We start from the raw sequence: 12,507 nt of genomic DNA, 5'->3' as shown, positions 1-12,507 counted from the left end.
CGATGGATCGGCCGGCATTGCCCGCCCTTGCGGCGGGTACGACGCGATGGGCCGTGGGACGCACCACGCTCCCGCAATCAGGACTCGCGCATCACCATCAGGCGGACCTCGCTCATGTCCTCGATCGCGTAGCGCACGCCTTCGCGACCCAGGCCGGACAACTTCACGCCGCCATATGGCATGTTGTCCACGCGGAAGCTGGGGATGTCGTTGACGATCACGCCGCCCTGTTCCAGCTCGCTCCAGGCGCGCATCGCATGGTCGAGGCTGTCGGTGAAGATGCCGGCCTGCAGGCCGTAGTCGGAGTCGTTGACCATGGCGATCGCCTCGTCGAACTTCCGGAACGGGGCGAGCAGGGCGAACGGCCCGAACGCCTCCATGCGGTTCGCCTTCGCGTCGGCCGGCACGTTCTCCATCAGGGTGGCCTCGAGCATGTTGCCGCTGCGCCTGCCGCCGCAGAGGATTTTCCCGCCGCCCTTCTTCGCCTCGAGGATCCAGCCGTGCAGGCGCTCGGCGGCAGCCTCGTCGATCATCGGGCCGAGGAACACGCTGCCGTCCTTCGGGTCGCCAGATTTCAGCTTCCTCGTGGCGGCGACCAGCTTGCGCTTCAGCGCGTCGTACACGTCGGCGTGGGCATAGATGCGCTGCACTCCGATGCAGCTCTGGCCGGACTGGTAGAACGCGCCGAAGATCAGCCGCGCCACCACCTTGTCCAGTTTCGGACCCTGGTCGGCGTCGACGACGCATGCAGCGTTGCCGCCCAGTTCCAGCGTGACCTTCTTGCGCCCCGCGCGGGCCTTGAGCTGCCAGCCGACCTGTCCGCCGGTGAAAGAGAGCAGCTTGAAGCGCTCGTCCTCCACCAGCGGCGCGGCATGCGCGCCGTCCAGCGGCAGGATGGAGAACGCACCGCGCGGCAGGTCGGTCTCGGCCAGCACCTCGCCGATGACCAGCGCGCCGATCGGTGTCTTCTCCGACGGCTTCAGCACGAACGGGCAGCCTGCCGCGAGCGCCGGCGCCACCTTGTGCGCCACCAGGTTCAGCGGGAAGTTGAACGGCGTGATGAAGGACACCGGCCCGATCGGCACGCGCCTGGTGTAGCCGTGGTAGCCGTCCAGCCGCGCGGCCAGTTCCAGGTTCAGCGTCTCGCCGTTGATCCGCACGGACTCCTCGGCGGCGATGCGGAACGTCTCGATCAGCCGCGTCACTTCGCCGGCGGCATCCTTGATCGGCTTGCCCGCCTCGATGCAGAGCGCCTCGGCCAGCTCGTCGCGGCGCTCGACGAAGCGGGCCGCGCAGTGCTGCAGCACCGCCTGCCGCGCCCACGGCTTGAATTCGCGCATCGGTTTCGCCGCCTGCACCGCGGCGGCGATCGCCTTTTCAGTGGCTTTCGCGTCGGGTACGGCGACGCGGGTGGCGACCTTGCCGCTGAATTTGTCGCGCACGTCCAGCATCTGCTTCGATGTCTGCGGCCGGCTGGCGAGGTAGTAGGGGTAGGTTTTCCTGAGCATGGACTTTGTCCCGGAGCGGATCGCGCCAGCATAAAGGCATGCCGTGTTCAGTACGTGTGAGCCGTTCAGTCGTCGCCGGTGACGCGCAGTGGCAACTCGCCGTCGGCGAGGCGGGCGTGCAGCGGCGTGTCGACGGCAACGTTCCTTGCCGACCGCAGCACCTGGCCCTCCGCGTCGAACAGGATCGCGTAGCCGCGTTCCAGCGTGGCCAGCGGGCTGACCGCATGCAGCGCGTGGCCGGCGTGGCGCAGCGCGGTCTGCCGGCGTTCGAGGATGTGCGCGATGGCGCGCCGCAGGCGCAGGTCCTGTTCGCTCAGGCGGCGCGTCAGCAGCGGCAGGCGCGTGCGCGGATGCTGTGCCAGCAGACGCGCATGCAGCCGCTCCAGCCGTGTGCGGCGCAGCTGGGCTTGCTCGCGCAGCACGACGGTGAGGCGGCGCTGCAGATTCTGCAGCCGTTCGCGATCGCGTTGCAGCCGTGCCTGCGGGCGTTGCGCCTGCAGCCGTGCCAGCAGGTGGTCGACGCGTTGCGCCTGTGCCTGCAGCCGGCGCTGCTGCAGGGTGGCCACGCGCTGCTGCAACTGCCGCAGGTGGCGGGCGGTTGCCGCCGCGTCAGGTACCAGCAGCTCGGCCGCCGCCGATGGCGTGGGGGCGCGCAGGTCGGCCACGAAGTCGGCGATGCTGAAGTCGATCTCGTGGCCCACCGCGGAGACCACCGGCACCGGGCTGGCATGGATCGCCCGCGCCACCGCTTCCTCGTTGAACGCCCACAGGTCCTCCAGCGAGCCGCCGCCGCGGGTCAGCAGCAGCACGTCGTAGCGCGCGCTGCTCGATGCCTTGCGCAGCATCGCCACGATCGCCGGCGGCGCCTCGCGGCCCTGCACCGGTACCGGCAGCACCTCGACCTCGGCCAGCGGCCAGCGTCGCGCCAGCACGCTGAGCACATCGCGGATCGCCGCGCCGGTGGCCGAGGTGATCACGCCGATGCGCCGCGCAAAGCGGGGCAGCGGACGCTTGCGCGCGGCGTCGAACAGGCCCTCGGCATCGAGCCTGGCCTTGAGCTGCTCGAACGCGCGCTGCAGCGCGCCTTCGCCGGCTGGCTCCATGTATTCGGCGACCAGCTGGAACTCGCCGCGCGGCTCGTACAGGCCGACCCTGGCGCGCAGCAGCACCTGCATGCCGTCGGCCGGCCGGAAGCGCAGCGCGGCAGTCTTAGGCTTGAACATCGCACAGCGCACCTGGGCGCCGCTATCCTTCAGGGTGAAGTACAGGTGCCCGGAGGCGGGCCTGGCCACGTTCGACAGCTCGCCCTCGATCCACACCAGCGGCAGCGCGTCGCCCAGCAGGTCGCGCACCAGCCGGTTGAGCGAGCTGGGGGTGAGGACATGGCGTGGTGTGGAGTCGTCGAACGGCGCTTGCATAAGGGCGCGAGCCTAGCATGCGGTCGGTATCAAGTCGTGAAAAAACATCCGCTTGACGCGTGAAGTGCAGGAACAGCCTGAAGCGTGGAGCTTCAGTCGTCGCCGGCTTCGCGCAGTTCGCGCTGGTGTCGCCGGCGCACGCGCCAGGCGCGGATGCCGAGGTTGAAGGAGAGCCACGCGGCGAAGGCGCCCAGCGGCCAGCCGATCCAGGCCGGCCACAGGAAGGCCACCACCGCCAGCACGGCCAATGCCAGGGTGCCGATGGACAGCGGGCCGCTGCCGGTGTCGCCGAGCACGCGACGGTTGGCCAGCACGGCGCCGACGCTGTTGGCGATGCGCAGGGCACCGGCGGCGGCGCGGCCGGAACTGCCGCCGCCGTGGCGCACCCGCAACGGCCGCGCCGCGCTGCTGCGCACCTGTTCGCGGCTGCCGTTGCCGTGCCGGCGGCGGCGCGGGGCCAGCACGATCTCGGTCGCGTTGCCCAGGTCCTGTTCGTATTGCGCGGCGAGCTGCGCGGCGAGGCCGGCGTCCTCGATCGCCACATCGATCTCGCGGTTGCCCAGCCAGCTGGCGATGTTGAGGTTGGAGGAGCCGACCCGCGCCCACTGGCCGTCCGCCACCGCGGTCTTCGCGTGCAGCATCGAGCCGTTCCACTCGAACACGCGGATGCCGGCCTTCAGCAGCGGCCGGTAGCCCGCGCGCGACATGCCCGCCACCACCGGGACGTCGCTGCTGCCCGGCACCAGCAGGCGCACGTCCACGCCGTCGCGCGATGCCGCCACCAGCGCCTGCACGTACGGCGCCAGGCCGACGAAGTACGCGTCGGTGAGCCACAGCGTCCTGCGCGCCATCGAGGCGATCAGCTGGTCGAGCCGGTACATGCCGGCGGTGGACGGCTGGGTGGCGATCACCCGCAGCGCCACCTCGCCGGCCGGCGCGGCCGCGTCCGGCTGCGCGGCGAACGGCGCCAGCGCCGCCCCGGTCTCGGCCCAGCTCTGCGCGAACGCGGCCTCCAGCTCGGCCACCGCCGGGCCGCGCAGGGCCACGCCGGTGTCGCGCCACGGTGGCACCTTGCGTCGCGGGTCGCCCAGCCATTTCGCGCTGATGCACACGCCGGAGAGGAAACCGTGGATGCCGTCGACCACCAGCAGCTTGCGGTGGTCGCGGCTGATCCAGCCGAACGGCTGGCCCAGTTGCGGCGGATTGAACACCCGCACCTCGCCGCCGGCCGCGCGCAGCGGCGCCCAGAACGCGCTGCGCGACTGGCCCAGGCAGCCGAGCCAGTCGACCACCACCGCGACGGACACGCCGGCCTGCGCCCGCTCCACCAGGGCGTCGCGGAATGCGCGGCCTACCTCGTCGTCGCGGATGATGTAGTTCTCCAGCAGCACGCGGCCACGCGCGCTGCGGATCGCAGCGAGCCAGGCGTCGTAGTGCGCCGCGGCGTCGATCAGCCATTCGGCCGCGTTGCCGCCGAGCAGCGGCGCGCCGGCGGTGCGGCTCAGCGCCTGTTCGGCGAGCAGACGGCTCGGGGTGGAGGGAATCAGCGGCATGGGCATGGCCCGAGTGTAGGCGATGCTCCAACGGTGCGTCGCGATCATGGGGCTTCTGGCATGATCGCGCGCATGCCGATCGAGCACCGCTATATCGACACCGATGCCTGCGCGCGCCAGCTTGTCGAGAAACTGGGGCCGCACCTGCGCATCGCCGCGCCGCTGGGCCTGGGCAAACCGCACGGGCTGCTCAACGCGCTGTACCGCCGGATTGCGGCCGACGCCTCCCGTTCGATGCGCCTGTACACCGCGCTGTCGCTGACCCGGCCGCAGCCGGCGCCGGGGCTGGAGCAGCGTTTCCTCGGGCCGTTCGTCGAACGCCATTTCGGCGCCGACGCGATCGACCCGCAGTACGCGCTCGACCAGGCGCGCAATGCGCTGCCCACGAACGTCGAGGTGCACGAGTTCTACATGCAGTCCGGCGCGCTGTTGCATTCGGGCAGCGCCCAGCGCAACTACATCAGCCAGAACTACACCCACGTGGCGCGCGACCTGGCGATGCAGGACATCAACCTGCTGGTGCAACTGGTGGCGCGGCGCGAAGGGCCTGACGGCGTGCATTACAGCCTGTCCTGCAACCCTGACCTGACCCTGGATTTCCTGCGCCAGGCGCAACTGGCCGGCAGGCGGCCGTTGTGCGTGGCGGTGGTGCATCCGGACCTGCCGTACCTGGGCGGCGACGCCGAGGTGGCCGAAGCGTATTTCGACGTGGAGCTGCGCCCGGAACATTCGCCACGGCTGTTTGCGCTGCCGCGGCTGCCGGTGGATCTCGTCGAATACGCGCTGGGGCTGCATGCCAGTGCGCTGGTCAGGGACGGCGGCTGCCTGCAGGTCGGCATCGGCACGCTGTCCGATGCGCTGGTGAAATCCCTGCTGCTGCGCCAGCAGGACAACACCCTGTGGCGGCGCGCGCTGGTGGCGCTGGACCCGGGCGGCGCCACCCACGCACTGGCCGGCCAGCTGGGCGGGTTGGCGCCGTTCGGGGCCGGCCTGTACGGCGCCAGCGAGATGGTGATGGACGGCTTCATGCACCTGCAGCGCGCCGGCATCCTGAAACGGCGCAGCTGGGACGACCTGGCGCTGGAGCGCGCTGCCGCTGATGGCCGCCCGAGTCCATCCACTCCCGGCGGGCACTACCTGCGCGGCGCGTTCTTCCTCGGTTCGCGCGAGCTGTACGACTGGCTCGACGCCACCGAGGCGGCCGATCCGGATGCGATCGACATGTGCGCGGTGTCCAACGTCAACCAGCTATACGGCGACCACCAGGCGCTGGCGACGCTGCAACGGCGCGGCGCGCGCTTCTTCAATACCTGCATGATGGCGACCCTGCTCGGCGCGGCGGTGTCCGACACCCTGGAAGACGGCGGCGTGGTCAGCGGTGTCGGCGGCCAGTACAACTTCGTGGCGATGGCGCACGAGCTGCCGGACGGCCGCTCGGTGCTGCTGTTGCGAGCCACCCGCCAGGGCCGCGGCGGCATCGAGAGCAACATCCGCTGGAATTACGGCCAGACCACCATCCCGCGCCACCTGCGCGATCTTGTCGTCACCGAGTACGGCGTTGCCGACCTGCGCGGCAAGAGCGACAGCGAATGCGTCGAGGCGATGCTGTCGATCGCCGACGCGCGCTTCCTCGATGCGCTGTGCGCGCAGGCGAAGGCGCACGGCAAGCTGGCGGCGGATTTCGCGATCCCCGAGGCGTGGCGCCGCCACCATCCGCGCCATCTGCACCAGGCGCTGGCACCGTTCCGCCACAAGGGCCTGCTGCCGACGTTTCCGTTCGGCAGCGACTTCACCGCGGTCGAGCAGCGCCTGCTGCCGGCGCTGGAATGGCTGAAGGCCGCCAGCGGCGGCTGGCGTGGCCGCTGGCGCCTGCTGCGCGCGGTGATCCGACCCGGTGAAGCGGCGGACGGCGAGGCCGAAGCGCTGGCGCGGATGGGCCTGGCCGGCCCGCTCAGACTGGCCGATCGTCTGCAGCGTCGCCTGCTGCGGGCGGCGTTGCGTCAGGTGGCGCCGGCGGATCGAGCGGCGCCGCCCGCTCCGCCATCGGGTCCGTAGCCGGGTCGTCCATCAGCGGCAGGACCGCCGGGCTGTCCAGGTCGTCGAATTGCTGGTGGTTGACCGCCCAGAAGAACAGCCACACGCCGACCCCCACGATCAGCGTGGTGACCGGGATCAGCACCAGCAGGATGTTCATGCGCGCAGCTCGCGCGTGCGCAGCGTGGGGCCGGAGTTGCTGGCCTGGTCGGCGTTGTAGTCGTTGCCGACGCGCAGCGCGTACAGCACCACCAGCAGCGAGCTGAGCGACATGCCGATCGCGGCCAGCCACGGCGTCACCAGGCCGAACGCGGCGAACGGCACCACGGCCAGGTTGTACCACAGCGACCAGCGCCGCCCTCGCCGCGTCATCCGCTGCACCTGGCGGGCGATCGCGCGGGCATCGGCCAGGCTGCCGAGGTGGCCGTCGAGCAGCAGCAGGTCGGCGTGGGCCTGCGCCAGTTCGGTGCCCGAGGCCAGAGCGGCGGAGACGTCGGCACCGGCCAGCACCGGGGCGTCGTTGCTGCCGTCGCCCACGGCGAGGGTGACGTGGCCGGCGGCGTGCGCCGCCTGCAGCAGGGTCAGCTTGTCCTCGGGCGACTGCCGCGCGTGGCGGTCGGCGACCTCGAGCCGGTCGGCCAGCGCGGCCACGCGGGCGGCGTGGTCGCCGCTGGCGATGGCGACGGCGACGCCGTCGGCGCGTAGCGCGTCGAGCAGGCGACGGGCCTCGGCGCGCGGCTGCTCGGCGAGGTGGAAGGCGGCGATCGCGCCGACGGCGTCGGCCAGCACCAGCGCGTCGGCGATCTCGGCCGGCACCTGGTGGCCGCTGGGCGCCAGCGCGAAATCGGCACGGCCCAGGCGCAGCGCGCGGCCGTCGACCTCGCCGCTGATGCCAGCTCCGGCGCTGACCCGTACCGATTGCGCCAGCAGCGGCAGCGACTGCTGGCGGGCCGCGTCGGCGAGCGCGCGGGCCAGCGGGTGCGAACTTTCGTGGGCCAGCGCGGCGGCCAGCTGCAGCGCCTGCTCCGGCGTGCCGCCGCGCAGGACTTCGATATCGTGGCGATCCAACTGCGGTACGCCGAGAGTGCCGGTCTTGTCGAACAGCGCGTAGTCGACCCGGGCCAGCGTGGCCAGCGCCTTGCTGTCGGTGACCAGCACGCCGCGCGCGGCCAGCACGCCGAGCGCGCGGGTCAGCGCAGCCGGCCGGGCCAGCGCGAACGAGCAGGGACAGGCCACCACCAGCACCGCCACCGCGGCCTCGAACGCGCGGGCGGGATCGACCAGCAGCCAGCCCAGCGCAGTGAGCACGGTGAGCAACAGCACGCGGGCGACGAAGCGGCCGACCTCGTGGTCGTTCGGCGTCGCCAGCACGCGTGCCTGCCGCGCACGGGCGGCCAGCGTGCCCAGCCGCGCCGCCGTGGTGGTGGCACCGCTGTACTCGACGCGAAGCTCGGCCGGCCCGGACAGCAGCAGGCTGCCGGCGATCAGCCGCTCGCCGCGCTGGCGCCGTACCGGGCGCGACTCGCCCGACAGCAAGGCCTCGTCCACCTGCACGCCGGCGCTTTCCAGCACGCCGTCCGCCGGCACGGCGGCGCCTTCGGCGATGTGCACGCGATCGCCGGCCAGCAGGGCGATCGCGGCGACGGTTTCCAGCGCGCCGTCCGCACGCCGGCGTTGCGCCAGCAGCGGAGTGGCGTCGATCACCGCGTCGCCGAGCGCGCCGCTGCGGTGGCGCGAGCGCAGTTCCAGGTAGCGTCCGCCGAGCAGCAGGAACACGAACATGGTCACCGAGTCGAAGTAGATCTCGCCGCTGCCGCGGAACGTGTTGAACGCGCTGGCCGCGAATACCAGCACCACCGCCAGCGCCACCGGCAGGTTGATGCCGAGCCGGCGCTCGCGCAGCTCGCGTACGGCGCCGGTGAAGAATGGCTGCGCCGAGTAGAACACCACCGGCAGGCTGGTCAGCAGGCCGAGCCAGCGGAACAGGTTGCGCGTGCTGAAGTCGACGAAATCGACCACGCCGATGTAGATCACGAAGGCGTACGTCATCACCTGCATCGAGCACATGCCGGCCACCAGCAGGTGCTTCAGCGCGTCATGCTGCTCATGCGAGCGGGCATCGTCGATGCTGTCGTGCTGCAGCGGCTGCGCCGGGCAGTGTGCGGCGTCGAAATTGTCGAGCAGGGTCGGTAGCGAGGTGCCCCGGGCGTCCCATACCACCCGCACGCGCCGGGCGGGCCGGTCGATGGCGACGCGCCGCACGCCGGGCAGCGCGCGGATCCGCTGCTCCAGCCACAGCACCTGACGCGGGTCGTGCAGCGACTCGACCCGCAGGGCGACTTCGCTGGCGCCGTCGCGGCGGGTGCGCACCACCTGCGCGGCGAGCTGCGGGTGAGCCCATGCCGCATTCGCGTTCACCGCGGCGGACCCGGGGGCGGACTGTGTGGCCTGGCGGCGCTGTGCGGCGCGATTGGCACGCCGAACACGGTATGCGGGGTGTCCAGCGGCGTGTCGGCGTGGCGGGCGCCGAGCACGATCATCCAGACGCAGCCGGCCAGCGACGCCAGGAAGACCGCGATGCCGAGCCACAGCACCGGCTGGCGATACCAGGTCGCGGTGCTGCGGATGGCGGGATCATTGGCGGCTGGCATCGCTGGTCTGGTGCGACTGGTGGTAGACGTAGGCGGCTAGCACGTGGATCTGCTCGTCGGACAGACGCGGGCTCCACGCCGGCATGTGGCCCTGGCGACCTTCGCCGATGGTCTTCTCGATGTCGGCCACGCTGCCGCCGTGCAGCCATATGTGGTCGGTGAGATTGGGCGCGCCCAGCGCCTGGTTGCCCTTGCCGTCGGCGCCGTGGCAGGCGGCACAGGTGGCGAACAGCGGCTGGCCGGCGGCGGCCCTGGCGGCGTCGTGCGGCGAACCGGACAGGCTGAGCACGTACTGTGCCAGGTTCTTCACGTTGTCCGCGCCCAGGCTGGCCCACGGCGGCATCACGCCGCTGCGGCCGTCGTGGATCGAGGTGGTGATGTCGCTGCCGCTGCCGCCATAGAGCCAGTCGTTGTCGGTGAGGTCGGGGGCGCCGAGCGCCACGTTGCCCTTCGCGCTGCGCTGGTGGCAGGCGGCGCAGTTGTCCTCGAACAGCACCTTGCCCATCTGCAGCGCGTCGGGGTCGCTGGCCAGCTGCTCGACCGAATAGAGCTTGAAGCGGTCCATCAGCGGTGCCAGCTCGGCCCGGTTGGCGGCTACATGCCTGGCCAGTTCGCCGTGCGAGGTCCAGCCGAGCGCGCCCTTGAAGTTGCCGAAGCCGGGGAACAGCGCCAGGTAGACGAAGCCGGCGACGAACATCGCGCCAGAGAACAGCACCCACCACATCGGCAACGGGCGCACGCCCTCGCGCAGCACGCCGTGCGCCCAGACGTGGCCGCTGGTGCCGTCGGGCAGGGTGGGGATCTTCGCGCGCGGTCCCCACAGGTACAGGAAGAACGTGATGCCCATGTTGAGCACCACCAGGAACATCACCCAAAACGACCATCCCGTGCTCATGGGCGATCCTCCTCGACGTCGGCTTCAGGCTCGTCTTCCATCGGCAGGCGCGCCATGCGGTTGAACACCGGCTTGTGGTACTTGCGCCACGCCCAGATCCAGATGCCGATGAAGCTGAACATCATCAGCAGGATCAGCACCCCGGCGACATGCCCCCACACCGGGCTCATGGCGCACCCCCGGTGCTGGCCGGCGTGGCGGCGGGATCGGGTTCGTTGCGGATGCCGAGGCCCTGCAGGTATGCGATCAGCGCCTCCATCTCGGTCTTGCCTTCCACGGCGGCGGGCGCGGCGGCGATGTCGGCATCGGAGTAGGGGTCGCCCAGCTTGCGCAGGACGCGCATGCGCGCCTGGATGTCGGCGGCATCGAGTTTCTTGTCGGCCAGCCACGGGTAGCCGGGCATGTTCGACTGCGGCACGACTTGGCGGGGGTTCATCAGGTGCATGCGCTGCCAGTCGTCGGAATACTTGCCGCCGACGCGGGCCAGGTCCGGGCCGGTGCGCTTGGAGCCCCACTGGAACGGACGGTCGTAGACCGACTCGGAGGCCACCGAGTAGTGGCCGTAGCGCTGGGTCTCGAAGCGCAGCGCGCGGATCATCTGCGAATGGCACAGGTAGCAGCCCTCGCGCACGTAGACATCCTTGCCGGCCAGCCGCAGCGGGTCGTACGGGTGCACCCCCGGCGGGGCCTTCAGCGAGTGCGCCTCGACGAACAGCGGCGTGATCTCGGCCAGCCCGCCCAGCGACACCATGATCGCGATGCCGATGCCGAGCAGGCCGGCGTGTTTCTCGATTGCTTCGAAATGCTTGTAGGCCATGGTGTGAGCTCTACTTGAAAAGTGCGGCCATGGATGGCCTCTGTTGGATTTGCCGGGCCGGCTTGCCGCCACGCAAGAAGGACTTGATCGAAGCGGCGATCATGGACGAGCGCATCGGTCAGCCCCCTCTCAACCGGCGGCGGGCAGCGGTGCAGGCACCTGGTGCGGCACGGGTTCGGGGACCGGCACCGGAATCGGCTTGATCAGCCGTGCCCGCGCGTCCGCAGCGGTGTGCCACAGGTTCCACGCCATCACCACCATGCCCGACAGGATCAGCACGCCACCCATCCAGCGGATCAGGTACATCGGCTTGATCGCGATCAGGCTGTCCAGGAAGCCGTAGGTGAGCGCGCCGTCGGGCTGGGTGGCGCGCCACATCAGGCCTTCGGTGACGCCGGCGGTCCACATCGCGCCCACGTACAGCAGGGTGCCCATCATGTGCAGCCAGAAATGCACTTCCATGCCCTTGTGCGAATACATCTCCGGGCGACCCAGCGCACGCGGCGCCATCGCGTACAGCGAGCCGATGGTGATCATCGCGACCCAGCCGAGCGAGCCGGAATGCACGTGGGCGATCGTCCAGTCGGTGTAGTGCGACAACGAGTTGACCGTCTTGATCGCCATCATCGAGCCCTCGAAGGTGGCGGCGGCGTAGAACACCAGCGACATCACCATGAACTTCGCGGCAGGGTCGTTCTTCAGTCTGTACCAGGAGCCGTTGAAGGTGAGCAGGCCGTTGGCCGCCGAGCCCCAGCTGGGCATCAGCAGCACCAGCGAGAACGCCATGCCGACCGACTGCACCCAGTCGGGCAGCGCGGTATACATCAGGTGGTGCGAGCCGGCCCACATGTAGACCGAGATCAGCGCCCAGAAATTGACGATCGAGAAGCGGTAGCTCCACAGCGGCTGCTGTGCCTGGCGCGGTACGAAGTAGTACATCATGCCGAGGAAGCCGGCGGTGAGGAAGAACGCCACCGCGTTGTGGCCGTACCACCATTGCACCATCGCGTCGACCACACCGGAGTAGATCGGGTAGGACTTGGTCATCGACACCGGAATGGCGAGATTGTTGACGATGTGGAGCAGGCCCACCGCGATGATGAAGGCGCCGTAGTACCAGTTCGCCACGTAGATGTGCTTGATGCGCCGGCGCGCCAGGCTGCCGAAGAACACCACGCCGAAGCTCACCCACACCACCGCGATCAGGATGTCGACGAACCATTCCGGCTCGGCGTATTCCTTGCTCTGGGTGATGCCCAGCGGCATCGTGGTCATCGCCAGCACGCAGACCAGTTGCCAGCCCCAGAACGTGAACCCGGCCAGTTTGGAGAAGGCCAGCCGGGCATGGCCGGTACGCTGCACCACGTAGTAGCAGGTGCCCATCAGCGCCGAGCCGCCGAAGGCGAAGATCACGCCGAACGTATGGTCGGGGCGCAGCCGGCTGAAGGTGATCCACGGCAGGTTGAAATTGAGCGCCGGCCACATCAGCTCGGCGGCGATGTACACGCCCACCGACATGCCGATGATGCCCCACACGGCTGCGGCCAGCAGGAACTGGCGCACGACCTTGTCGTTGTAATACTCGGTGTTCGGCATGGACTTCCCCGGGAAGATATCGGCGCATTCTGGCG

Annotated in this window: 11 protein-coding genes; 1 reads left to right on the top strand and 10 read right to left on the bottom strand. The window is 70.3% G+C overall.

The window, feature by feature from the left end; genetic code table 11:
• Positions 1–77: 77 nt before the first annotated feature.
• The 3 genes from DEO45_RS03235 to DEO45_RS03225 form a co-directional block, all read right to left on the bottom strand.
• On the bottom strand, positions 78–1,508 hold the full coding sequence (locus DEO45_RS03235) for an aldehyde dehydrogenase family protein (RefSeq protein WP_114340874.1): 1,431 nt from the start codon (positions 1,506–1,508) through the stop codon (positions 78–80).
• 65 nt (positions 1,509–1,573) lie between these two features.
• Complete coding sequence (gene xseA / locus DEO45_RS03230; RefSeq protein ID WP_114340873.1) at positions 1,574–2,926, bottom strand: exodeoxyribonuclease VII large subunit; 1,353 nt, start codon at positions 2,924–2,926, stop codon at positions 1,574–1,576.
• Positions 2,927–3,018: 92 nt separating this feature from the next.
• Positions 3,019–4,485: a phospholipase D-like domain-containing protein gene (locus DEO45_RS03225; protein ID WP_114341301.1), complete on the bottom strand. Its 1,467-nt coding sequence runs from the start codon at positions 4,483–4,485 to the stop codon at positions 3,019–3,021.
• A 66-nt stretch (positions 4,486–4,551) separates the two neighbouring features.
• Between DEO45_RS03225 and DEO45_RS03220 the strand changes: the two genes are divergently transcribed.
• A complete protein-coding gene (locus DEO45_RS03220; protein WP_428992421.1) occupies positions 4,552–6,534 on the top strand; it encodes an acetyl-CoA hydrolase/transferase C-terminal domain-containing protein in 1,983 nt (660 codons plus the stop codon).
• On the opposite strand, the gene ccoS is transcribed toward DEO45_RS03220, so the two are convergent.
• The 7 genes from ccoS to ccoN form a co-directional block, all read right to left on the bottom strand.
• On the bottom strand, positions 6,431–6,673 hold the full coding sequence (gene ccoS / locus DEO45_RS03215) for a cbb3-type cytochrome oxidase assembly protein CcoS (protein ID WP_114340871.1): 243 nt from the start codon (positions 6,671–6,673) through the stop codon (positions 6,431–6,433). The genes DEO45_RS03220 and ccoS overlap by 104 nt on opposite strands.
• Positions 6,670–8,931 carry a heavy metal translocating P-type ATPase gene (locus DEO45_RS03210; protein WP_114340870.1) on the bottom strand — a complete coding sequence of 754 codons (2,262 nt, stop codon included), beginning with the start codon at positions 8,929–8,931 and terminating at the stop codon, positions 6,670–6,672. Before DEO45_RS03210 ends, ccoS begins: the two co-directional genes overlap by 4 nt.
• Positions 8,928–9,164 (bottom strand): hypothetical protein, encoded by a 237-nt coding sequence (locus tag DEO45_RS03205; RefSeq protein ID WP_114340869.1) that lies wholly within the window; start codon positions 9,162–9,164, stop codon positions 8,928–8,930. The genes DEO45_RS03210 and DEO45_RS03205 overlap by 4 nt, the downstream gene beginning before the upstream one ends.
• On the bottom strand, positions 9,148–10,059 hold the full coding sequence (gene ccoP / locus DEO45_RS03200; RefSeq protein ID WP_114340868.1) for a cytochrome-c oxidase, cbb3-type subunit III: 912 nt from the start codon (positions 10,057–10,059) through the stop codon (positions 9,148–9,150). The genes DEO45_RS03205 and ccoP overlap by 17 nt, the downstream gene beginning before the upstream one ends.
• Positions 10,056–10,229 (bottom strand): cbb3-type cytochrome oxidase subunit 3, encoded by a 174-nt coding sequence (locus DEO45_RS03195; protein WP_114340867.1) that lies wholly within the window; start codon positions 10,227–10,229, stop codon positions 10,056–10,058. Before DEO45_RS03195 ends, ccoP begins: the two co-directional genes overlap by 4 nt.
• Positions 10,226–10,876, bottom strand: a complete 651-nt coding sequence (ccoO, locus tag DEO45_RS03190) for a cytochrome-c oxidase, cbb3-type subunit II (protein ID WP_114340866.1) — start codon at positions 10,874–10,876, stop codon at positions 10,226–10,228. Before ccoO ends, DEO45_RS03195 begins: the two co-directional genes overlap by 4 nt.
• A 129-nt stretch (positions 10,877–11,005) precedes the next feature.
• On the bottom strand, positions 11,006–12,472 hold the full coding sequence (gene ccoN / locus DEO45_RS03185) for a cytochrome-c oxidase, cbb3-type subunit I (protein ID WP_114340865.1): 1,467 nt from the start codon (positions 12,470–12,472) through the stop codon (positions 11,006–11,008).
• Between the last annotated feature and the right edge of the window lie 35 nt (positions 12,473–12,507).

Origin of the sequence: Rhodanobacter denitrificans, from assembly GCF_003335105.1 — a bacterium.
Taxonomy (GTDB): Bacteria; Pseudomonadota; Gammaproteobacteria; order Xanthomonadales; family Rhodanobacteraceae; genus Rhodanobacter; species Rhodanobacter denitrificans_A.
This window is presented reverse-complemented; position numbering and strand designations above follow the sequence as displayed.

Bases quoted from the DNA above. Each gene is read 5' to 3' on its own strand.
- DEO45_RS03235 (WP_114340874.1), bottom strand. From the start codon at position 1,508: ATGCTCAGGAAAACCTACCCCTACTACCTCGCCAGCCGGCCGCAGACA.
- xseA (WP_114340873.1), bottom strand. From the start codon at position 2,926: ATGCAAGCGCCGTTCGACGACTCCACACCACGCCATGTCCTCACCCCC.
- DEO45_RS03225 (WP_114341301.1), bottom strand. From the start codon at position 4,485: ATGCCCATGCCGCTGATTCCCTCCACCCCGAGCCGTCTGCTCGCCGAA.
- DEO45_RS03220 (WP_428992421.1), top strand. From the start codon at position 4,552: ATGCCGATCGAGCACCGCTATATCGACACCGATGCCTGCGCGCGCCAG.
- ccoS (WP_114340871.1), bottom strand. From the start codon at position 6,673: ATGAACATCCTGCTGGTGCTGATCCCGGTCACCACGCTGATCGTGGGG.
- DEO45_RS03205 (WP_114340869.1), bottom strand. From the start codon at position 9,164: ATGCCAGCCGCCAATGATCCCGCCATCCGCAGCACCGCGACCTGGTAT.
- ccoP (WP_114340868.1), bottom strand. From the start codon at position 10,059: ATGAGCACGGGATGGTCGTTTTGGGTGATGTTCCTGGTGGTGCTCAAC.
- DEO45_RS03195 (WP_114340867.1), bottom strand. From the start codon at position 10,229: ATGAGCCCGGTGTGGGGGCATGTCGCCGGGGTGCTGATCCTGCTGATG.
- ccoO (WP_114340866.1), bottom strand. From the start codon at position 10,876: ATGGCCTACAAGCATTTCGAAGCAATCGAGAAACACGCCGGCCTGCTC.
- ccoN (WP_114340865.1), bottom strand. From the start codon at position 12,472: ATGCCGAACACCGAGTATTACAACGACAAGGTCGTGCGCCAGTTCCTG.